Annotated in this window: 15 protein-coding genes; 9 read left to right on the top strand and 6 right to left on the bottom strand. The window is 71.4% G+C overall.

Going from position 1 to position 22,107, the window contains the following annotated elements:
* The coding region (locus ABZ297_RS38525; RefSeq protein ID WP_355356823.1) for a CHAT domain-containing protein at positions 1-547 on the top strand (547 nt) is incomplete at its 5' end.
* Here the strand turns inward: ABZ297_RS38525 and ABZ297_RS38530 are convergent.
* The 4 genes from ABZ297_RS38530 to ABZ297_RS38545 form a co-directional block, all read right to left on the bottom strand.
* Positions 487-1,299, bottom strand: coding sequence for a sulfurtransferase (locus tag ABZ297_RS38530; RefSeq protein ID WP_355356825.1), 813 nt, complete (start codon positions 1,297-1,299; stop codon positions 487-489). The two genes, ABZ297_RS38525 and ABZ297_RS38530, sit on opposite strands and share 61 nt — an antisense overlap.
* Positions 1,296-2,423 carry a nucleotide pyrophosphatase/phosphodiesterase family protein gene (locus ABZ297_RS38535; protein ID WP_355356827.1) on the bottom strand — a complete coding sequence of 376 codons (1,128 nt, stop codon included), beginning with the start codon at positions 2,421-2,423 and terminating at the stop codon, positions 1,296-1,298. Before ABZ297_RS38535 ends, ABZ297_RS38530 begins: the two co-directional genes overlap by 4 nt.
* Before the next feature lie 56 nt (positions 2,424-2,479).
* On the bottom strand, positions 2,480-3,070 hold the full coding sequence (locus ABZ297_RS38540; RefSeq protein ID WP_350807166.1) for a DUF5998 family protein: 591 nt from the start codon (positions 3,068-3,070) through the stop codon (positions 2,480-2,482).
* Positions 3,071-3,205: 135 nt separating this feature from the next.
* Positions 3,206-6,037, bottom strand: a complete 2,832-nt coding sequence (locus ABZ297_RS38545; protein ID WP_355356829.1) for a bifunctional GNAT family N-acetyltransferase/acetate--CoA ligase family protein — start codon at positions 6,035-6,037, stop codon at positions 3,206-3,208.
* Positions 6,038-6,203: 166 nt separating this feature from the next.
* On the opposite strand from ABZ297_RS38545, the gene ABZ297_RS38550 reads away from it, so the two are divergent.
* Entirely contained in the window at positions 6,204-7,097 is an 894-nt protein-coding gene (locus ABZ297_RS38550; protein WP_355356831.1) for a sugar kinase, read from the top strand.
* Positions 7,097-9,697 (top strand): ABC transporter substrate-binding protein, encoded by a 2,601-nt coding sequence (locus ABZ297_RS38555; RefSeq protein ID WP_355356833.1) that lies wholly within the window; start codon positions 7,097-7,099, stop codon positions 9,695-9,697. Before ABZ297_RS38550 ends, ABZ297_RS38555 begins: the two co-directional genes overlap by 1 nt.
* Positions 9,698-9,712: 15 nt before the next feature.
* On the opposite strand, the gene ABZ297_RS38560 is transcribed toward ABZ297_RS38555, so the two are convergent.
* Positions 9,713-11,800 carry a RecQ family ATP-dependent DNA helicase gene (locus ABZ297_RS38560; RefSeq protein ID WP_355356835.1) on the bottom strand — a complete coding sequence of 696 codons (2,088 nt, stop codon included), beginning with the start codon at positions 11,798-11,800 and terminating at the stop codon, positions 9,713-9,715.
* A gap of 66 nt (positions 11,801-11,866) precedes the next feature.
* Positions 11,867-12,688, bottom strand: a complete 822-nt coding sequence (locus ABZ297_RS38565; protein ID WP_355356837.1) for a TauD/TfdA family dioxygenase — start codon at positions 12,686-12,688, stop codon at positions 11,867-11,869.
* A 133-nt stretch (positions 12,689-12,821) separates the two neighbouring features.
* Between ABZ297_RS38565 and ABZ297_RS38570 the strand changes: the two genes are divergently transcribed.
* The 6 genes from ABZ297_RS38570 (at position 12,822) to ABZ297_RS38595 (ending at position 21,448) form a co-directional block, all read left to right on the top strand.
* Complete coding sequence (locus ABZ297_RS38570) at positions 12,822-15,326, top strand: DNA topoisomerase IV subunit A (protein ID WP_355356839.1); 2,505 nt, start codon at positions 12,822-12,824, stop codon at positions 15,324-15,326.
* Between the two features lie 107 nt (positions 15,327-15,433).
* Positions 15,434-15,646, top strand: a complete 213-nt coding sequence (locus tag ABZ297_RS38575; RefSeq protein ID WP_355356840.1) for a hypothetical protein — start codon at positions 15,434-15,436, stop codon at positions 15,644-15,646.
* 9 nt (positions 15,647-15,655) lie between these two features.
* Positions 15,656-16,396 carry a haloalkane dehalogenase gene (locus ABZ297_RS38580; protein WP_355356847.1) on the top strand — a complete coding sequence of 247 codons (741 nt, stop codon included), beginning with the start codon at positions 15,656-15,658 and terminating at the stop codon, positions 16,394-16,396.
* Between the two features lie 160 nt (positions 16,397-16,556).
* The gene (locus tag ABZ297_RS38585) at positions 16,557-17,474 is read left to right on the top strand and encodes a site-specific integrase (protein WP_355356841.1); all 918 of its coding nucleotides are present in this window, start codon (positions 16,557-16,559) and stop codon (positions 17,472-17,474) included.
* Positions 17,357-18,289, top strand: a complete 933-nt coding sequence (locus ABZ297_RS38590) for a hypothetical protein (RefSeq protein WP_355356843.1) — start codon at positions 17,357-17,359, stop codon at positions 18,287-18,289. The genes ABZ297_RS38585 and ABZ297_RS38590 overlap by 118 nt, the downstream gene beginning before the upstream one ends.
* A gap of 318 nt (positions 18,290-18,607) precedes the next feature.
* Entirely contained in the window at positions 18,608-21,448 is a 2,841-nt protein-coding gene (locus ABZ297_RS38595; RefSeq protein ID WP_355356845.1) for a hypothetical protein, read from the top strand.
* The last annotated feature ends 659 nt before the right edge of the window (positions 21,449-22,107 follow it).

A 22,107-nucleotide genomic window follows, 5' to 3' on the forward strand; every position in this document is an offset into this window, starting at 1 on the left:
CGCGCACGCGCACGCGGAGGTCGCGCGGGTGCTCGGCCGTCACCCGGGCGCGCGGGAGATCCCGGCGCGGACTGACTCCGTGCTGGCGGCGCTGGCCACGGCCGACGTGCTGCACCTGGCCGCGCACGGCGTCTTCCACGCGCGCAGCCCGCTGCTGTCGGGCATCACGCTCGACGACGGCCGGCTCATGGCCTACGACCTGCTGGGGCTGTCGCGGGCGGCCGGGCTGGTGGTGCTGTCGGCGTGCGACTCCGGCATGGCCCGGACGCCCGCCGAGGGCACGCCCCTCGGCCTGGCGGGCACGTTCCTGGCCAGGGGCGCGTCGTGCGTCGTCGCCGGGCTGCTGCCGGTGGGCGACGAGGAGGCGCTGGCCGTGATGACCATGTTCCACGAGCTCGTGGCGGCCGGGCGGGCGCCCGCCTCGGCGCTGGCGGCGGCCTCGGCCGCGTCCGGGGTGTGGTGCTTCGCCTGCTTCGGTGCGGGCGATCAGCCGGTGGCGACCGGGCGGGCCGGGTCGGCGACCCAGTTGGACCACGAGCCGACGTAGAGGGCGGCGGGCAGCCCCGCGATCTCCAGCGCCAGCACCTCGTGCGCGGCCGTCACGCCCGAGCCACAGTACGCGCCCGCCTCCACCCCGTCAGTGACGCCCAGCGCCGCGAAGCGCCGCCGCAGCTCGGCCGCGGCCAGGAACGTGCCGTCGGCGCTGACGTTCTCGGTGGTCGGGGCGCTGACCGCACCCGGCACGTGCCCGGCGACCGGGTCGACGGGCTCCACCTCGCCCCGGTACCGCTCGGCTGCCCTGGCGTCGAGCAGCACGCCTCTGGTGGCCAGCGCGGCGGCCTCGTCGGCGTCGAGCAACGGCATGCCGCCGGGCACGGCGGTGAAATCCCCCTCGGCCACCTGCGGACGCTCCTTGGACAACGGCCCCGCCCAGGCGGCGAGCCCGCCGTCGAGCACCCGGACGTCCTGGTGGCCGAAGTACCGCAGCGCCCACCAGGCGCGAGCGGCGCTCATGCCGCCCGCGTCGTCGTACACCACGACCGGACGGTTGCCGGACACGCCGAGCCGCCGCATCGCCCGCTGGAAGTCCTCGGCCGAGGGGAGCGGATGGCGCCCCAGCCGGCCGGGAGGGGCGGCGAGGTCGGTGTCGACGTCGCAGTAGACGGCTCCCGGGATGTGCCCCTCGTCGTACAGCCCGATCCCGGGCGGCCCGCCGAGCCGGAAGCGCACGTCGAGCACGCTCGCGCCGTCGAGCGCGGCGAGTTCGGCGAGTTCGGCGGAAGTGATCAACGGGCTCATCGGCTGCTTACCTCCAGGAGTGGGACGTGCTGCTCGGCCCCGGTCATCGAACCGTGGTAGCCGGTGAACAGGGCCTCGATCGGGTGCCGGGACGGAGCGGTGATGGCCAGGTCGGCGTACGGCACGGCGACGACGTCGCCGATGCGCCCCAGCCAGCCGGCGCTGACCCGCGGCCCGAACCAGCCGGCCTCGACCGCCTCCTGCCGCGGCACCACCCACGCGCGGCCCGCGAACATCTCGCGCCACGCGTCGAGCACGTCGCCGGCCGCGCCGGGCTCGGCGTACACGTGCCTGGCCCTGGCCTCCCCGCCCAGCATCGCCACGCCGGCGGCCAGCTCGGGGACGCTCTCGGCGTCGATCTTCTCGGTCACGTTGACCATGCCGTGGTCGGCGGTGACGTACAGCGCCGAGCCGGGAGGCAGCGCCGCGGCCAGCCGCTCGGCCATCGAGTCGACGATCTCGAGCTGGCGCAGCCACTCCTCGCTGCCCCACCCGGTCATGTGGCCGGCCGCGTCGAGATCGCCGTAGTACACGGTGACGTGCGCCCTGGGCTCGGCCAGGGCCGCCCGTGCCCGCTCGACGCGCTCGTCGACGCTGTCGGCCGGCAGGTAGCGGACGCCCCGGTAGACGGCCTCGGTCAGGCCGGTGCCCTCGAACTCGGCGGGGGCCACGTACGAGGAGGAGATCCCGGCGGCCGTGGCGCGCTGGTAGACGGTGGTGGCGGGCTGCCACTGGAGCGGGTCCATGACCAGGCCGTCGGGCAGGGTCCAGCGCAGGCAGTTGAACACGTGGCGGGTGCCGGGGACGGCCAGCGTCAGCCCGACCATGCCGTGCTCGCCCGGCGGGACGCCGGTGCCGAGCGAGCACAGGCTGGTGACGGTGGTGGCGGGGAATCCGGCGGTGAGGGTCCGGCCCGTGGCGGCCGTGAGGAAGGGCGCCCGGTCGGGGTGCGCCCTCAGCAGCTCGGCGCCGAGCCCGTCGACCAGGAACAGGCAGACCCGCTCGGCGGGCTCCAGCCGCAGCACGTTCTGCCCGCCCACGCCCAGGGCGGCCAGCAGGGACGGCGTCAGATCCGCCAGCGACGCGGAGCCGTACCACGGCACCAGCGGCGGGTTGTCGGCCATGCCCCGATCCTAGTGACCCCGCCCGTGTGGGCGGCGGCCGGTGAACCGCGGGCGCGTCAGGCGGCCGCCCTGGCGGTGGCCTCCGAGAGGGCCTTGGCGAAGGCGAGGACGTGCGTGACCGCTTCCGGGCCGTCGGCCGCCTCGCTGACCCGGAGGGAGAGGTCGTCGGCGGTGATCGCGCCCGTGTAGCCGTGGTCGGCCTCGCAGTTCTCGTCGCCGCAGGTGGCGGGTTCGAGATCCACGTGGGAGATGGCGCCCCAGCCGATGGTGAGCGTCACCTCGGTCGGCGGCACTCCGGGGACGTAGGACGCGGGGTCGGGGACCACGCGGGTGACCGCCACCGACTGGACGCGGCTCAGGCGGACCGCCTCCGTGGTGGTCGAGGCGTGGGAAGTGGAGACGCCCTCCACGGCCGGGTGCTCGTCGGTGTGGCAGACCAGCAGCCTCGTCGCCGACAGCACCAGGACGGTGACGTGCCTGCGTACCTCCATCGCGGGATCGAAGGTGGCCTCGTGGTGGACCACGAAGGCGGTAACGGCCTCCTTGCCCAGCGCGGATTCGACCGCATCGGTGACGAGGTCGGGGTAGTAGCCGCTGCGCTCTATCGCCTCACGCAGACCCGCGGCGGAGACTCGGGTTTCCCTCATGGGTCCATCCTGCCAGGGCTACGCTGTGCGCTCACCTCGTGGACATATCGCTATATAACATTTATTTAAATGGTTATTACGATAAATGCTATCTTTAAGGTTTTAATGAGCGCTCAGCGTGGGAAAGAGCCGGCCTCATGCCAACCTCCGCGGGCCGCCGTCGAGGCGCGGGCCCGGTGGGGTGCGGAGGGTGGCCCTGGCGCCGAGCACGATGACGCCCGACTCCCCCACCAGCACCGGGTCGAGGTCGAGGCGCGCCAGCTCGGGCAGGTCGTGCGCCAGGCGGCCGACTCTCACCAGGAGGTCCTCCAGCGCGTCGACCGCCACGGGCGGGTAGCCGTACTGGCCGAACAGCAGCGGCGCGGCGCGGACTGACCGCACCAGCCCGGAGGCGTCCTCGGCGGTCAGCGGGGCCAGCCGGAAGCCCTGGTCGAGCAGGAGCCGCGCGGTCACCTCGCCCAGCCCGAACGACACCACGGGCCCGAACGCCGGGTCCTCGACGACTCCCACCACGGTCGGCACGGCGGGCTGCGGCGCCATCCGCTGGACGGCCAGCTCCACGTCCGCGCCGAGCTGCTCGGCGAACTCGGCGTACGCGTGACGCACGCTCTCCGGCCCCCCGAGGCCGAGCCGGACGGTTCCCGCACGGCGCGCGGCCTCCGGGTCGGCCACCTTGAGCACCACCGGCCAGCCGAGCCGCTCGGCGGCGGCCACCGCCTCGTCGGGCGACCGAACGACCTCGGCGGGCCAGACGGCGAGCCCGTAGCAGGACAGCAGCTCGGCCGCGTCGATCTCCACAGGTGGCCCCGGCGCGGCGAACAGCCCGGACGCGGGGCCCCGCGCGGCGCGCGCACCGGACGCGGAGGAAGGCCCGGGAAGATCCGCAGGCCCGGCCGAGAGGCCGGAGAGACCAGCGAACGCAGGGCCGAACCCCGGCTCGCGCGAGCCGGCGGGCTCCTCCTGAAGGGGTTCCGGGGGCGAGGTCAGGGCGCGGATGGCCAGGGCGCGGGCGCGGTCGGTGTCGACGCCGTCCAGCTCCGGCGGCGGGACGGCCGGATGGGCACGCCAGGTCGCGTACCGCACCACGTGGGCGAGCGCCCGCACCGCCTCCTCCGGCGCGGCATAGGACGGGATGGAGCCGGGCCCGGGCGTCGCGCCGTCGCCGGTCCTGAGGCAGGGGTGCATGCCGAGGTAGCCTTCGAAGGTCGCGAGCACGGGCTTGCCGGCACCCCCCGATACACCGCCCCCCGTGGCCCGCTTCCCGGAGGCGGCGCCGGAGACGCGGAGCAGTTCGGCGGCGACCGCCTCGGCCGTACCGGGGATCGGCGGCATGTAGATCACGACGGCCGCGTCGACGTCGGGAGAGGCGAGCACGTCGTCCAGCGCCGCGCCGAACTCGGCGGCCCCCGCGGCGGCCCCCAGGTTCACCGGCGGACGGGGCTCCAGCCCGGCGGCCACGCAGGCGTCGACCGCGAGCAGCCCGAGCGCGTCGGAGTTGGTGACCAGCCCGACCCGCGGCCCCGACGGCAGCGGCTGGTACGCCAGGAGCTGCCCCACGTCGAAGAGCTGTATGAGGTCGTCGACCCGGATCAGCCCGGCCTGGGAGAACAGCGAGCTGATCGCCGAGTCGGACAGCCTGAGCGCCTCGGCCGAGTGCCCGGCCGGGCTGCCGCCGGACTTGACCACCACGATCGGCTTGACGCTCGCGATGCGCCTGGCCAGGCGGGTGAACTTGCGCGGGTTGCCGAGCGATTCGAGGTAGAGCAGGATCACCTCGGTCGAGGGGTCCTCCTCCCAGTACTGCAGCAGGTCGTTGCCCGAGACGTCCGCCCGGTTGCCCGCGGAGACGAAGGACGAGATGCCCATGCCGCGCTGCGCCACCCGCTGGAGCAGCGCGGTGCCGAGCGCGCCCGACTGGCTGAAGAAGCCGACCCGCCCACGGCCGGGGACGGTGGCGGCGAGGGTGGCGTTCAGCTTGACGGCGGGGTCGGTGTTGGCGATGCCCAGGCAGTTGGGGCCGACGACGCGCAGCCCGTACGCGTGGGAGATGCGGGCCAGCGCGTCCTGCCTGGCGCGGCCTTCAGGCCCGGTCTCGCCGAACCCGGACGAGACCACCACCAGCCCGTGCACCCCCTTCTCGGCGCACTCCTCGACCACGTCGATCACGCTCTCGGCGGGCACGGCCACCACGGCGAGGTCCACGTCGCCGTCGATCGCGGTCACGCTCGGGTAGGCCCGCACCCCTGCCACGGCGCGCACCTCGCGGTGCACCGGGTAGACGGGCCCGGTGAAGTCGGCGGCGAGCAGGTTGCGCAGCACGGTCTGGCCGACGCCGCCGGGCTCGCGGGAGGCGCCGACGACGGCGACGGAGCCGGGGGTGAGGAGCCTGGCGATCGACCTGGCCTCGGCGGCGTGCTCGCGTGAGGTGGTGACCTCGGCGGAGGTGACGGTCGGGGTGAGGTCGAGCGTCATGCGGACGACGCCGTCGGCGAAGCTGCTCTCGGCCGTGTATCCGGCCTGGCGCAGCACGCCCATCATCTTCATGTTGGCGGGCAGCACGTCGGCGACGAACCTGGCGATGCCGTGCTCACGGGCGGTGGCGGCGAGATGTTCGAGCAGCACCGAGGCCACTCCCCTGCCCTGGTGCGCGTCCTCGACGAGGAAGGCCACCTCGGCCTCGCCCGGCTCGACGCGGTCGTAGCGGATGACGGCGACCATCTCGGCGCCGATGGTGGCGATCAGCGCGACCCTGTTGACGTAGTCGACGTTGGTGAACCGCTCGACCTCCCGGTCGGACAGCCTGGGGTGCGGCCCGAAGAACCGGAAGTAGATCGTCTCAGGGGAGAGGCGGGAGTAGAAGGCGCGCAGCCGGTCGGCGTCGGCGGGCCTGATCGGGCGCACGTGCGCGGTGCCGCCGTCGGCCAGGACGACGTCCGCCTCCCAGTGGGCCGGGTAGTGAGCCTCCACAGTCCCGAGCGTAGCCCGATTCCCCTGTGCCACGGCTCTTGGGGCCCGTTGGGCAACGCTTGTGCATCGACTGTGCGCCTGTGTCCGTGGTCGGCCCCACGGGCAGGCCGGAAGCTGTTAGTTTTGCCGTTGGCCAGGCTCGTTCTGTAGGCAAGGTGGTGGCATCATGACGCGGGTCGTCGTGGTGGGCGATCTCATGACCGACGCGGTCGCGCGCGCCCGTTATGCGCTCGCCAGGGCGAGCGACACCCCGGCGATCGTGACGATGCACGGTGGCGGCTCGGGGGCGAACATCGCCTCGTGGCTGGCCGTCGAGGGGGCCGAGGTGGCCTTCATCGGGCGCAGAGGCGCCGACATCACCGGTCGTAACCGCGACATGGAGCTGATGGGCTACGGCGTCGACGCCCGGCTCGTCATGGACCCCGAACGGCCGACGGGCACCTGCGTGGTGCTGGTCACGCACAAGGGCGAGCGCACCATGCTCTCCGACCCGGGGGCCAACGCCGCGCTGTCGCCCGAAGATCTGCCGCGCGACCTGTTCAACGGCGGCGGCCACCTGCACCTGTCGGGTTACACGCTGATCAACGAGGGCTCGCGCGACGCCGGCCTGGCGGCGCTCGACATGGCCCGGCGTTCCGGGATGTCCATCTCGGTCGACTGCGCGTCGTCCGCGCCGCTCGACCGCACGGGCGCTGAGCCGTTCCTGGAGTGGACGAACGGCGTGAAGCTGCTGTTCGCCAACGCCGAGCAGGCGCGCGTGCTGACCGGCCGCGACGACCCGGAGGCCGCGGCGAAGGTGCTCACGGCCTGGTTCCCGCAGGTCGTGATCAAGATGAACGTCGACGGCGCGCTCTGGTACGGCAACGGGCGTCCCGACCCGGTCCAGGTGGCGGCCGACCCGGTCGACCGGATCATCGACGGCACCGGCGCGGGCGACGCGTTCTGCGCCGGGTTCCTGCCCACCTGGCTCGACGGCAAGCCACCGGCCGAGGCGCTGGCGAGCGGCTGCCACCTGGCGGCCAAGGCGATCAGTCACCTGGGTGCTCGTCCGCGGCTCTAGTGCGCGCGCTGCGGCCGGGCGACCCCGGGAAGGTCGGCTCCTTCGAGGTCACCCACTTCATCGGTGAGGGCGGCCAGGGCGGTGTCTACCTGGGCGTCGGCGCGGGTGGCGAGCGAGTGGCGATCAAGATGCTGCACGCCAGGTTCGCCGACGACTGGCAGGCGGTCCGGCGCTTCGAGCGGGAGGCTGAGGCGGCGCGCCGGGTGGCCGAGTTCTGCACGGCCCGGGTGCTCGAGGTAGGGGCGCTCGACGGACGTCCGTACATCGTGAGCGAGTACGTCGAGGGCCCGTCGCTCCAGCAGCAGGTGAGCGCGCAGGGCCCGATCACCGGGTCGGCGCTCATCCGGCTGGCGGTCACGACGGCGACGGCGCTGGCCGCGATCCACCGGGCCGGGGTGATGCACCGCGACTTCAAGCCGAGCAACGTGCTGCTCGGCTCCGACGGCGCGCGTGTGATCGACTTCGGTATCGCGCGGGCGCTCGACCTCAGCCAGAGCCTCACCACGAGCGTGGTGGGCACGCCCGCCTACATGGCCCCGGAGCAGTTCCACGGCAATCCGCTTCCGGCGAGCGACGTCTTCGCCTGGGCCGGGACGATGGTGTACGCCGCGACCGGGCGGGCCGCGTTCGGCGTCGGGACGCTGCCCGCGGTCATGCACCGGATCCTCGCCCTGGAGCCGGACCTGTCGGGGGTGCCGGAGTCGCTGCTGCCGGTGCTGCGGTCGGCGCTGGCCAAGGACCCGTTCGCCCGCCCGACGGCCGAGCAGCTGTTACAGGCCCTGATCACGGCCCCGCCCCCGATGGCGGCTCCCGGCCAGGACGCCGGCCGGGCGGCGTCCCGTCCTGCCCCGCCCCCTACGGCGTCCACCCGCCAGGCCCCAGCCGCCACGACGGCTCGCGGCCCGCTCAGTAGGGTGCGGCGGCGGGCGATCCTGACCTCGGCGGGCGCGGTCGCCACCGCGCTGGTGGTAGGGGTGATGGCGTGGCTGTGGCCGAGGCAGCCGGACCCACCGCTGACCCAGCCGACCGGCGGGACCCCGTCGGTCCAGCCAACCGGCAGGAACGCCGCGCTGACGACGGTGCTGAACCCGTCAGGGAAGAAGGGCGGCGTGGTGCGGTTGGCCACGTCCCTGACGCCCGACTCGACCGATCCGGGCAGCATGTACTCCAACGAGATGCGGAGCCTGGTCAGGCTCTACGGCCGGGCTCTGACGATGTACCGTCCGGCGCCGGGCGAGGCCGGGATGCAACTCGTCCCCGACCTGGCCACCAAGCTCGGCGAGACGACGGACGGCGGGCGCACCTGGACCTATCGCTTGCGCGAGGGTGTGCGCTTCGATGACGGCTCACCGATCACGGCGAAGGACGTGAGGCACGCGATCCTGCGCAGCGCGGGCGCCGTGCTCCCCTACGGCAGCGCCCACTTCGACCGACTGCTCCGCCGACCCGCTTCGAGCGCGATCGAGACGCCTGACGACCATACGATCGTCTTCCACCTGAACCGCCAGTTCGCCACGTTCGACCAGGTAGCGGCGTTACCGGAGACCATCCCCGTTCCCGAGGGCACGGACGCGGGCGCCGACTATCGCACTCGGGTGGTCTCCTCCGGCCCGTACAAGTTCGCCGGCGCCAGCGACACGGCGCTGACGCTGGTGCGCAACCCGTACTGGAACCCCGACCTCGACCCCAACCGCACGGCCCTGCCCGACAGGTTCGAGGTGAGCTTCAGCCGCGACCAACGCGAGATCGACGCCCAGCTCGCCAGCGGGGCCGTGGACGTGAGCCCGGCCGTCTCCCCGGATGTCTCCCCGCAGCTCGCCCCCCGCACGGACGTCGCCGTGACGACCGCTCTGCACTATCTGGCGATCAACCCGCAGGTAAGGCCGTTCACGAACCAGAAGTGCCGCCAGGCGGTGGTCGACGTCCTCGACCGGGTGCGGGCGCGCGACGCGTTCGGCAGTGGCGAGGTGGCCACGACGCTACTGTCGCCCGTGATCACCAGTAGGCAGCCGCAGGGCCTCGACCGGCGCGGCGACGTCGACGCGGCCAAGAAGGACCTCGCCGACTGCGGGCAGGGCGTCGGCTTCGCGACCGGGTACATCTACTGGGACATGCCGGGCGAGGAGGCTCTGGCGAAGGCCGTGCAGGCCACGCTGGCCAAGGTCGGCATCACGGTCACCCTGGAAAAGCGGTCTATAGCCGATTTCTACAGGAAATATGGTGGCAGCCCAACGTATCTCAAGGAAAAGGGGATAGGGCTGATCTCCCGGGTCTGGGAGCCCGACCGGCCGGACGCGTGGTCGTCCCTGTCGGCGCTGGTGGACAGCAGGCAGATCACGGAGAAGGGCAGCTCGATCAACGTGAGCGTCCGCCTGCCCGCCATCGACAAGGTCGTCGACCAGGCCACCCGCGAGCTGGACCCGGCGCGGCGAGCCGCGGACTGGGACCTGGTCGAGAGCGAGGCACTCAAGGCCGGACTGCTCGTGCCGCTGTTCTGGGACACCAGGCCGCTCCTGCGCGGCAAGGACGTCACCAACCTGCACGTCAGCCCCGTCTACGGCGGTTACGAGCTGCTCACCATGGGAGTGAACCGCCCGTAGGAAGCCCCGGCTCCGTCAGGACGTGGCGGCCAGCGCCAGCGGCAGCACGGCCGGGGCGCCCGCGTGGCGGACCAGGGCGGCGGCCAGCGTCATCGTCCAGCCGCTGTCGACGCGGTCGTCGATCAGCAGGACGGGCCCGCCGCACCCGGCGACGGCGGCGCTCAGCTCCTTCGGCATGGCCAGCGTTCCCCTGACCGCCTGCACCCGCTTGGCGCTGTTGAACTGCTGCCCGGGCGGCCCGGCCCGGTAGCCCAGCTCGCCCAGATAGGTGAGCCGCCCCACCTGCGCGAGCCGCTCCGCGAACCCGCGCACCAGCAGCGGACGGGACGAGGACGGCACGCTGACCACGGCCACCGGCCGCTCCCGCCACCCCCACGCCGACAGCACCTGGACCACGGCCGCGAACATGTCGTCGGCCATCGGCCCGTCGGGGGCGTGGAACAGCTCGCGCAGCCGGTTGCCCCAGCCGATGTCGGTCAGCCGGCCCAGCGCCCGGCCGGGCTCGGCGCCGAGTTCGGGCTTGATCCGCCCGGACAGGTCGGCCAGGCCGGTCGGCCACTGCCTGCGGGCCTCGATCTCGACGCCGGGCCTGCTCAGCCGTTCGCGGGCGGTCTCGACGGCCTGCGCGGCGATCTCGGGAGAGCGGTGCCGCCCGGTGCAGTTGTCGCACCGCCCGCACGGGCCGGCCGCGTCGTCGTCGAGGCGCTTGCGCAGGTACTCCTCCCTGCACTCGGTCGTCGTCAGGTAGCCCAGCATGGCCTCCTGCTCGGAGCGGCGCTCGGCGGCGATGCGCGTGTACCTCTCGGTGTCGTACTCCCAGGGCTCGCCGGTCGCCTCCCAGCCGCCCTTGACCCGGCGGACGGCGCCGTCGACGTCGAGCACCTTGAGCATCATCTCCAGGCGGCTGCGGCTCAGGTCGACGGCCGTCTCCAGCGCCGGGGTGGACATGGTGCCGCGCTCCTCCAGCGCCCCCAGCGTGGCCCGGACGACGGGCTCGGGCGGGAAGGCCAGGGAGGCGAAGTAGGCCCAGATGTCGCGGTCTTCGGTGCCGGGCAGCAGGATCACCTCGGCCCGCTCGACCCCGCGCCCGGCCCGGCCCACCTGCTGGTAGTAGGCGACGGGCGACTGCGGCGCGCCCACGTGCACGACGAACCCGAGATCGGGCTTGTCGAAGCCCATGCCGAGCGCGCTCGTGGCGACCAGCGCCTTGATCTTGTTGTTGAGCAGCGCCTCCTCGGCCTCCAGCCGTTCGGCCTGGTCGCTCTGGCCGGAGTAGGCGGCCACCTCGTGCCCCTGCTCGCGCAGGTAACCGGCGATCTCGTGCGCCGCGGCCACGGTGAGCGTGTAGACGATGCCGGAGCCGGGCAGCTCGTGCAGCGTCTGTGCCAGCCAGGCCAGCCGCTGCTCGGCCGTGGGCAGCCGCACGACGCCGAGGTGCAGGCTCTCGCGCTCCAGCGGCCCGCGCAGGACCAGCGTGTCGTGGCCCATCTGCTCGGCCACGTCGCGGGTCACGCGGGCGTTGGCGGTGGCGGTGGTGGCCAGGACCGGGATGCCGGGCGGCAGCTCCTCGAACAGCGGGGCCAGCCTGCGGTAGTCGGGGCGGAAGTCATGCCCCCAGTCGGAGATGCAGTGGGCCTCGTCGACGACGACCAGCCCGGCGCTCTCGGCCAGCTCGGGCAGCACATTGTCGCGGAAGTCGGGGTTGTTCAGCCGCTCGGGGCTGACCAGCAGCACGTCGACCAGGCCGTCGGCGACCTGCCCGTACACCTCCTCCCACGCCTCGGGGTTGGCCGAGTTGATGGTGACGGCCCTGATGCCGGCCCGTTCTGCGGCGGCGATCTGGTTGCGCATCAGCGCGAGCAGCGGCGAGACGATGACCGTCGGCCCCTCGCCCAGCTCGCGCAGGAGCGCGGTGGCGACGAAGTAGACGGCCGACTTGCCCCACCCGGTGCGCTGCACCACCAGCACCCGGCGCCGCTCGACGACGAGCGCCTCGATCGCGGCCCACTGGTCGTCGCGCAGCCTGGCGTGCTCACCGGCGAGCGCCCGCAGCCTGCTTTCGGCCTCGTCGCGCAGCATCGCCACATCGGGGGCTTCAGTCATGTGCTCCTTGTTACCAGGTTTCCCCGACGTTTTGGCACCGACGTTCGGCCAGGGCGGTCAGAGCCCCTACGCGTCAGCGTGCTCGGGGAAGGCGTTGATGGTGACGCGGTGCATGCGGCGGCGCTCGGTGTAGTCGGCCACCGCGTAGTGCTGGGTGGGCCGGTTGTCCCAGAAGGCCAGCGTCCCCGGACGCCACTTCAGCCTCACCTGAAACTCCGGCGAGCGGATGTGATCGTTGAGCAACGGCAGCAGGGCCTCGTTCTCCCGGTCCGTCAGACCCACCAGCCGGGTGGTGGACGCCCGGTTGACGAACAGCGCCTTCCTGCCGGTCTCGGCGTGGACGCGTACCACCGGCCGCTCGATCGGAGGCCACTTGGCCTGGATCTCCGCCAGGTCGAACGGGTGCCCCTTGGAGATGGCCTTCTTCATCGACGCCGTGATGTCGTGGACGGCCGTCAGCTCGTCGCACAGCCGCCGCAGCGAGGGTGAGAGCGTCTCGTAGGCCAGGTAGGTGTTGGCCCAGCAGGTGTCGCCGCCCACGCTCGGCAGCTGGACGCAGCGCAGCAGCGACCCCATCGGCGGGGTCGGCTCGAAGGTGTTGTCGCTGTGCCACTCGTCGCCGCCCTCGCCCTTGGGGTCGGTCTGGTCGAGCACGTGGATGGGGCTGTCGGCGTCCTTCTTGAAGGCCGGGTGGTTCAGCGTGCCGAAGTTGAGCGCGAACCGCAGGTGCTGCTCGTCGTCGATCTCGGCGTCGCGGAAGAACAGCACGAGGTGCTTCAGCCAGCCCGCCCGCAGCGTGGCGACCTCTTCCTCGGACAGCGGCTTGCGCAGGTCGACCCCGGTGACCTCGGCGCCGATGTGCTTGGTCACGGGATGGAACTCGATCATGACGCCTCCGGAGAGCGGTGTGCCTCTCCCCGGAACGTAACGCCCAAGCAATTGCTTGGTCAAGAGTAGAGAGGCGGCGGCGTACCCGCGTTGGAGTCGCGGGCACCTGATTCTCTTCGGCACAATGTTCGACATGGCCCGACGTCCCACTGCACCCCCGCCCGAGGATTTCGAGGAGCGCATCGTCGACATCGACGTCTCCTCCGAGATGCGCAACAGCTATCTCGAGTACGCGTACTCGGTGATCTACCAGCGCGCCCTCCCCGACGCCCGCGACGGCCTCAAGCCCGTGCAGCGGCGGATCCTCTACTCGATGAGCGAGATGGGTCTGCGTCCCGACCGGGGCCATGTCAAGTGCTCGCGCGTCGTCGGTGACGTGATGGGCAAGCTCCACCCACACGGCGACACCGCGATCTACGACGCCCTGGTGCGGCAGGCGCAGCCGTTCTCCATGCGCCTGCCCCTGGTCGACGGCCACGGCAACTTCGGCTCACCCGACGACCTGCCCGCCGCCATGCGGTACACCGAGGCCAGGCTGGCGCCGGCGGCGATGCTCATGGTCGACGCCCTCGACGAGGACACCGTCGACTTCAAGCCCAACTACGACGGCCAGGAGACCGAGCCGACGGTCATGCCGTCGGCGTTCCCCAACCTGCTGGTCAACGGCACCTCCGGCATCGCGGTCGGCATGGCCACCAACATGGCCCCGCACAACCTCGTCGAGGTCGTCGCGGCCGCCCGCCACCTGATCAAGAAGCCCGAGGCCACGCTCGACGAGCTGATGCGCTACGTGCCCGGCCCCGACCTGCCGACCGGCGGCTCGATCATCGGCCTCCAGGGCGTCCGCGACGCCTACGAGAGCGGCCGCGGCACCTTCCGCATGCGGGCCACGTGCACGATCGACCAGATCACGCCACGCCGCAAGGGCATCGTGGTCACCGAGCTGCCCTACAACGTGGGCCCCGAGCGGGTGGTCACCAAGATCAAGGAGCTGGTGACCAGCAAGAAGCTCCAGGGCATCAGCGACCTGAAAGACCTCACCGACCGGCACAAGGGCCTGCGCCTGGTCATCGAGATCAAGAACGGGTTCATCCCCGAGGCAGTGCTGGAGGAGCTCTACCGGCTGACGCCGATGGAGGAGACCTTCGGCATCAACAACGTCGCGCTGGTCGACGGCGAGCCGCGCACGCTGGGCCTGCGCGAGATGCTGCGCGTCTACGTCGAGCACCGGCTGGACGTCGTGCGCCGCCGCTCCGAGTACCGCCGCCGCAAGCGCGAGGAGCGCCTGCACCTGGTCGACGGCCTGATCATCGCGCTGCTCAACATCGACGAGGTCATCCAGGTCATCCGCTCGTCCGACGACTCGGCGCAGGCACGGGCCAGGCTGATTGAGGTCTTCGACCTCACTGACATCCAGGCCGCCTACATCCTCGACACCCCGCTGCGCCGCCTCACCCGGTTCGACAAGCTCGAACTCGACCGCGAGAAGCAGATCCTGAGCGACGAGATCGCCGAGCTGACCGCCATCCTGTCGTCCGACACCCGCCTGCGTCAGGTGGTCTCGTCCGAGCTGGCCGACGTGGCCAAGAAGTACGGCACGCCGCGCCGCACGGTGCTGCTGGAGTCGTCGGGCGTGCCGCGCGCCGCGGCGGTCACCCTGGAGGTGCCCGACGACCCGTGCCTGGCGCTGCTGTCGTCCACCGGGCTGCTGGCGCGCACGTCCGACGCGACGCCGCTGCCGGGCGAGGGCGAGCGCGCGGCCCACGACGTGCTGGTCTCGGTCGTCCGCACGTCCGTCAGGGGCGAGGTGGGCGTGGTGACGTCGGAGGGCAGGCTGATCCGCATCCCGGTGGTCGACCTGCCGACGCTGCCCCCCTCGGCCAATCCGCCGACGCTGTCGGGCGGCCATCCGGTCTCCGAGTTCGTCTCGCTGAACCCTGACGAGACGGTGGTCGGGCTGGGGTCCCTCGACCCCGACAGCCCCGGCCTGGCGCTCGGCACCGCGCAGGGCGTGGTCAAGCGGGTCGTCCCCGACTATCCGGCCAACCGCGACACCTTCGAGGTCATCACCCTCAAGGACGGCGACACGGTCGTGGGGGCCGCCGAGCTCGAATCCGAGGAGCACGATCTGGTCTTCGTCTCCTCCGACGCGCAGCTCCTGCGCTACCCCGCCTCGCTGGTGCGCCCGCAGGGCCGTCCGGCGGGCGGCATGGCGGGTATCAGGCTCGACGGCGACGCCAAGGTGATCTGGTTCGGCGTGGTCGACCCGACCCGTCCCGCGACGGTGGTCACGGTGGCGGGCTCCGCGACGGCGCTGCCGGGCACCCAGGTGGGCGGCGGCAAGGTCTCCGACTACGCCGAGTTCCCCGCCAAGGGCCGCGCCACGGGCGGCGTCCGCGCCCAGCGCTTCCTCAAGGGCGAGGACGTCCTGCTGCTGGCCTGGGCGGGAACCGCTCCGGCGAAGGCGGTCTCGGCCACTGGCAAGCCGATCCCGCTGCCCGACGAGGTCGGCCGTCGCGACGGCTCCGGTGTTCGCCTCACGCACACGATCGGCGCCGTCGGCGGCGCGCTGGGCTCCGGCGAGCCGCCCGCGACCGCCGCTGGAAGCCCCTCCGAGGGCGCGCCCGAGGAGGAGTAACCGGGCGGTCCGGTGCGGATGTCACACTGCGGGCGTCCGCACGGCTCTCGGGATGCGACCGCCCACGCCACGGGGGCGGGGGCGCGACCAGGAGAGCGAGAGAGATCGTGACTATTGTGCGTGCCGGCGCCGAGCAGGGCCTGGAGGCGCTGCGCACGCCGGACGAGCGGTTCGACGGGCTGCCCGACTACCCGTTCGAGCCGCACTACGTGGAGGTCGGCGCCGGGCTGCGGGTGCACTACCTCGACCAACGCCCGGCCCGGGCGGCGTCCGGCGAGACCGTGCTGCTGCACGGCGAGCCGACGTGGAGCTACCTGTAGCGGCACGTCATCCCGCCGCTGGTGGCGGCCGGGCACCGGTGCGTCGCCCCCGACCTCGTCGGCTTCGGACGCTCCGACAAGCCCGCGTCTCGCTTCGCCTACACCTACCAGAGCCACGTCGACTGGCTGCGCGAGACCGTGTTCGACCGGCTCGACCTGCGGGACGTGACCATGGTCTGCCACGACTGGGGCGGCCTGCTGGGGCTGCGACTGCTGGCCGAGCACCCGGAGCGGTTCCGCCGGGTGGTGGCCACCAACACCCTCCTGCACACGGGCGACCAGGGCGATATGGGCCCGTTCTACACGCAGTGGCTGCAGTTCAGCCAGCGAGCCCACCCGTTCCGGCCGGGGCAGGTCGTCGAGACGGGCACGGTGACCGAGGTCGCGCCGGAGGTGTTGGCCGCGTACGACGCGCCGTTCCCCGACGAGTCCTACCTGCAGGGTGCCCGGCGGTTCCCGCTGCTCATCCCCATCACGCCCGGCGACGAGGCGGCCGAGCCGAACCGCCGGGCGTGGGCGGTGCTGGAGACGCTGCGCATCCCGTTCCTGTGCGCGTTCAGCGACCGCGACCACGTCCTCGGCGGGGCGCAGCAGTCCTTCCGAGAGCGCGTTCCCGGCGCCCAGGGGCAGCCGCACACCACGATCAGGAACGCCGGTCACTTCGTACAGGAGGACCAGGGGCCCGCGCTCGCGACCGTGATCAACGACTTCATCGGCGCGGATTGTCTTTGCTTAGTTGACGTGTCCTGATTCCCGTTCCGGTCCTGACTCACGTCTGTTCCTAGATCGCTATAGTCGTATGCAGTTAGACGTGCACCGAACGAAGTTTCGATCAATGTTGTTAATCCCGTTCTCTTCCGAGGGTTGGGAGAGCTGGGGTCTGGAACGAGCGCCACTGATCCGAGAAGGAATGCCGGTCCTGATCGACGAGGACCTGGTGCTGGAGGAGAACGGCCGGGTACGGCCCACGGTCCTGGCGAACCGGTGGCTGCGGGAGCTGCCCGTCAGCGGCGCCCCGGCGCCGCGTACGTGGCGGGTGTACGCCGAGGCCGTACGGCAGTGGCTGGAGTTCCTAGCCACCTGTGCGGTCGACCCGTTCGGCGAGCGGGCCGAGCTGCGCGGCGCGCTCAGCTCTTACGCCGGGCATCGGCTGGCGGGGCCGCTGCAAGAGCGGCTGGCCCCCTCCACATGGAACCTGCACATGAGGGCGTTGTCGTCGTTCTATCGGTGGCTGGTGGAGGAGGGGCACGCGGCGGCGGTGCCGTTCACCTACAAGCATGGCCTGCGACTACTGGACGGCGTGCCGCGCGAGTACGAGCACAACCTGGCCAAGGTGCGCCAACCCAAGCCGCATGCCAGCATCAAGTACCTGGAACCCGATTTCACCGACGACTTCGTCAAGGCGCTGGCGGGCTTGCGGCCGGACGGCACGCCGGATGACGGGTACCGGGGCCGGGAGCTCGGGCGCAACGCCGCGATGGGCGAGCTGGTGCTGGCCACAGGGCTACGCCGTCAGGAGTTCACGCACCTGCTGGTCTACGAGGTGCCGCCGTTGCCGCGCGAGCGGACCGTGGTGCCGATCCCGTTCGCGGCCGGGCACGGGGTGACCAAGGGCAGCAAGCAGCGAATGACCTGGATCAGCTACGACGCGCTGGCCAAGGTGCATGAGTACATCGAGCTGGAGCGCCCACTGGCCGCCGAGGGGTCGCCGTGGCGGCCGTCTGGCAAGGCGACTGGGAACACGCCATCGAACAGGCGCGTGCCGCACTGGACGCCCTCAGCGGCGGCGCGGAGATCCGCCGCTACCAGGCGCTGTGGCACTACCTGACCGCGTCCTGGGGGGTGATCGCGGCCCGCCAGCACCCCACCCGCCGGCAGTCGTGGCTGCAGGTCGGCACCCGCCACTTCGCCGACGCTCGCGCCGCCGCCACGGACACCCGCTGGCTGGCCGAGCTGTGCACCGACGCCGAACATCTGCTGGCCGCCCAGCCTGGTCAGCGGACCGAAACCCCCAGCGACACCTTGGACGGCTTGGCCATCGCTCAGATCGCGGCCAGCCCGCTGCGGGAGGACGCCCGGCAGTTCGCCACGCTGACGCGCACCGTCGAGGACGGACTTGCCCAGAGCGAAGCGCCCGCCTACGAGCAGGCACTGAACGCGCTGTGGCAGCTGGCGGGTGCCACTAAGGCGCTAAAGCGTACGAGCGCGGCGGCGGAGCCGGACAGCGTCTGGATGTTCGACCAGGTGATGTGGCTGGGCTGGGAGGCCAAGACCGGCACCGACCCGGACAAGGAGATCCCCGCCGGTGACGTCCGGGAGGCCGCCAGCCATCTCACCTACGCCTCCCACGAGAGCGGCCAGCCGGTGCCCGCAGGTTCCGTCACGCTCTACGTCACCCATCAGCAGCGCATGCATCACGCGGCGGTCAAGGTCGCCAGCGCGGGCCTGTATCTGGTGACTCCCGAGCAGGTGAGTCAGGTAGCCGAGCGGCTCATCACGGCATGGCAGACCATCCGCACGCAGACCCGCGGCCAGGACCTCCAGCAGGCCGGCGCAACGATCGAGGCCGCGCTGCGGATGCATCGGGTCCTGCCCAGCCAGTGGCTCGAAGAGCTGCTGACCAGGCGCATCAGCGACGGCTGACCCGGTGCACCAGCCTGCAGGCGGCCTATACGCAGGGGGCACGATGCAGACGCGGCGGCCAGGCGCGGGCGCCGAGCGGGCCGTCACCCGTGATCGGTCGCACGTTCGAGCGCCCGGCCCGTTCTGGGCCGGTTGGCCGGTGACGATCACGTGCTCGCGGCGACGTCACGTGGTCATGCCCGGACGAGCTGAGCCGCGCGCATTGTGGCCGAACCAGCCCGGCCGCTTGGCGCCACAGCGCAGGGGCGTCAGCGGTACTTTAGATCTTCGCCGGCACAACTCAACGCGGGCTTCGCGAGATCGCAGAAAGGGCATGGGGTGGTCTACAACTTGGAGCAGCTGGGCCCCATCGGTTTCCAAGATCTCGCGGCGGCGCTGGCCATGCAAACGTTCGGCGCGGGCGTGCAGGTGATGGGTGCCGGCCGCGACGGCGGCCGTGACCTGTACTTCAAAGGCCCGCTCGTCTGGCAGCCGGCCGAGGGCCAGTCCAGTGAGGTCTGGGACGGGTACACGGTGTTCCAGGTCAAGCACAAGGACCAGCTGGCGGCGCGGCCTCAGGACGATACGTCCTGGCTATGGGGGCACGTCCGCAAGGAACTCGACGCGTGGGCCGACCCCGCCAAGGGCAGAAATCCGGTCCCCGATCACCTCGTGATCATCACCAACGTGCCGCTGACCCCGGTCCCCGGCTCCGGCGGCCATGACACCCTGAACGACAACATCCAGCGCTACATCGACGCCCTGGCCGACGACAGCCGCGACATCGGTGACGGCGCCGAGCGCAAGGGCAAGCTCGCCCGCCTGTCCCGGTTGCGCAAGTGGCGGCTGTGGGACGGCAACCAGATCCAGGCCCTCCTGCATCTGTACCCGGGGGTGCGGCAAGCGTTTCCCGGTTTCCTCACCGCTACCGACGTGTTCGCCAACCTGGCCGAGATCGCCGGTTCCCTACCACTTGACCAACTTGAACCGGGACTGCGCGCCCACGCCCGCACCACCTTGATCGGCGAAGGCGCCATCTACTTCGACGAAGCCGGCAGCAGCGACGGCAAGGGCCTGCCCGTCCACGAGGTTGCCATCGACCTGCCCGTCACCGTCGGTGGCGGAGCCGAGCACGGCAGCGTGATCCGGCATGTGCTCGACCGCGGCGAGCACATGCTGCGGCCCACTCTCACCACGCGCCGGGGCCCACGCCATCTCATCGTGGCCGGCGCCCCAGGCAACGGCAAGACCACCATCTCCAAGTTCCTGGTACAGGCCTACCGGGCGGCCATGCTCGCCGGAGCGAGCAACCTCAGCGGGGAACACCAGGACGTGATCTCCGGAATGGAGCAGGCGCTGGCGCGGCTCGGCGCCGCGCTGCCCCGCCACCGGCGCTGGGCCATGCGCGTCGACCTCGCTGAGTACGCCCACGAGCACGGGACCGAGGAAGACACCACCCTGATCCGCTACATTGCCGAGCGGGTCTCCAAGCGTTCCGATTTGGGCAACGTCATGCCCAGCGCAATGTCGGCGTGGATGCGCCGTTGGCCCTGGTTCCTGGTGCTGGACGGGCTGGACGAGGTCACCGACCCGACCGTGCGCAAGCGGCTCATCGAGCGGGTCACCGAACTGGTGACCGCCGCCGAAGGCGACGACTGTGACCTGTTCGTCGTGCTCACCACCCGCCCGATCGGCTACACCGAGAACATCGCCCCCACCCAGTTCGAGCGCATCGACCTGGACTACCTCCAGCCCGACGAGGCCGTGCGTTACGGCACGCTGGTGACGACGGTGCGGCTCGGCAACGACCAGGACCGGGTCGAGAAGATCGTCACACAGTTGTGTCAGGCCGCTGACGACGAGGGGCTGCGCAACCTGCTGCGCACACCGCTGCAAGTACTGATCATGACGATCATCCTCGGCGGGGCGGGTAGCCTCGCGCCGGACCGCTTCAGCCTTTTCTGGACCTACTACGAGATCGTCTTCAAACGCGAGCGAGACAAGCAGACCAGCTTCAACCGGATCCTGCAGGAGCACGGGCTGCAGATCCAGCAGTTGCACGAACGCATCGGGTTCGAACTCCAGGCCCGCAGCGAATCCGGCGACCGCTCCAACGCCGCGCTGACCCATCAGGAGCTGGAAAACCTCACCTGGCAGGTGCTGGACGAAGCCGGTTTCAAACCCTCCGGCGCCGACGCCGATCTCCGCGTCAAGATCGTCACGGCGGCCACCCGGCGCCTGGTGCTCATCGCGCCCCGCGGCGATGAGGGTTACGGCTTCGACGTGCGCTCCCTGCAGGAACTCATGGCCGCGATGCACCTGACCACCGGCCCGCTGGAGCGTGTGACACAGCGCCTGCGCACCGCAGCCGCCAGCCCACACTGGCGCAACACGTGGATCTTCGCCGCCGGCCGGTTGTACTCCACTCCGCAAGACCATCAGCACCAGGCCGTGGTCGAACTCGTGGAAACAATCGACGAGGGAGCCGAAGCCCGGCTGGGCACCATCGTCCCCATCGGGCCGAGGCTGGCCTTGGATCTCATCGACGACGGGATGGCGCGCTCGTGGCCCAAATGGCGCGACCGCCTCATCACCTGCGGGCTGCGCGTTCTCCAGGGACCCGGGCCGGCCTCTCTCGATTTCCTCGCGATCGCACGCATCCTGGTGCGGTTCGCCGGCTCCGGCGACACGCAACACCACCTGGTTGCCGAAGGGGTGCGGGACGCCCTAGGCGGCACGCCAACCGCTCAGGCCATGGCGGTGGACTTCCTGACCATACTCAGCGCCTTGGCCAAGGAGGCCGATGCATTGCCGCAGGCACTAGCGCTGTCGAAGATTGTCCCGCGGGCGAGCATGAACACGCCGGACCCGCCCCCGGATGGCTGGGCTGATTTCGAGGAGGAGATTCAGACCTCTCCCCTGTCGGGGGACGCGCTCCTCAAAGTGACGGCTGCTGCAACCGCCATCCGCCGATTCAGTCAAGGTGGCGGATCCGCAGCGGACGCGGAGGCTGTCCTCATCGTGGAGCTACGGGCGGCCCTCGAAGATGACCAGGCAGCCCAGGTCCTGGCTGCGGCACTGAACCATGTCGTGGCCCATGAACCGATGCTCGTCGCGACACTTCGAGACGAGGTCCTTCCCGCTGTTCATCGTGCATCCGTGGGTGAACTGCTGCGCTAGCTAGCCCATCCAGCGACACGACGCGACCATGCTGTCCTGCCATGCTCGTATGAGCGCTCCCCGGCACGCGCGTGACGTGCCGGCCGTGTACCGGAGTAAGTCCTACGTCGGGTTAGTGGTCGTAGGCGGTCCGTGAGCGGGTGGATGGGCTGGCCGCTGTAGCGGTTGTGCCAGACGGCGGCAGTCAGGGCGAGGATGCGCTGGGCGATGCGGGCGCTGATGCCGGTAGGTGTATGGACGCCGTCCAGGTAGAGCTGGCCTTTGAGGGTGTCGTTGAGGGACTCGATGAGCTGGCGAATCGGCTCGAGCAGGTGCTCGCCGGGGCGTGGGGGCCGTTGCGGTAGGACGGGCACAGCAGCCGTACCCCGCGTCCGGCCAAAAGGCGTCCAGTTCGGCGGAGACGTAGCCTTTGTCGGCGATGATCAGCAGGCCGGCCAGCCGGCGAGCAGGGCGGGATCGTGGTGGCAGAAGGTCATCAGCACCTGGCGTTCGTCAATGCCGGGGCGGCCAGTGCCCAGGTATTGGACAGCCCGGCCGGGGTACAGACCAGGTGCAGGCACAGGCCTCAGAGGGCGTTTAGGGAGTGCTCGCGGCTCTATGTGCCACTCTGGCCGTCCGGCGAGCTGACCGTTCCGTAGGACTTGATGGACTTTGTCCAC

Source organism: Nonomuraea sp. NPDC005983, from assembly GCF_040614375.1.
Taxonomy (GTDB): Bacteria; Actinomycetota; Actinomycetes; order Streptosporangiales; family Streptosporangiaceae; genus Nonomuraea.

Bases quoted from the DNA above. Each gene is read 5' to 3' on its own strand.
- ABZ297_RS38530 (WP_355356825.1), bottom strand. From the start codon at position 1,299: ATGAGCCCGTTGATCACTTCCGCCGAACTCGCCGAACTCGCCGCGCTC.
- ABZ297_RS38535 (WP_355356827.1), bottom strand. From the start codon at position 2,423: ATGGCCGACAACCCGCCGCTGGTGCCGTGGTACGGCTCCGCGTCGCTG.
- ABZ297_RS38540 (WP_350807166.1), bottom strand. From the start codon at position 3,070: ATGAGGGAAACCCGAGTCTCCGCCGCGGGTCTGCGTGAGGCGATAGAG.
- ABZ297_RS38550 (WP_355356831.1), top strand. From the start codon at position 6,204: ATGACGCGGGTCGTCGTGGTGGGCGATCTCATGACCGACGCGGTCGCG.
- ABZ297_RS38560 (WP_355356835.1), bottom strand. From the start codon at position 11,800: ATGACTGAAGCCCCCGATGTGGCGATGCTGCGCGACGAGGCCGAAAGC.
- ABZ297_RS38565 (WP_355356837.1), bottom strand. From the start codon at position 12,688: ATGATCGAGTTCCATCCCGTGACCAAGCACATCGGCGCCGAGGTCACC.
- ABZ297_RS38570 (WP_355356839.1), top strand. From the start codon at position 12,822: ATGGCCCGACGTCCCACTGCACCCCCGCCCGAGGATTTCGAGGAGCGC.
- ABZ297_RS38585 (WP_355356841.1), top strand. From the start codon at position 16,557: ATGCCGGTCCTGATCGACGAGGACCTGGTGCTGGAGGAGAACGGCCGG.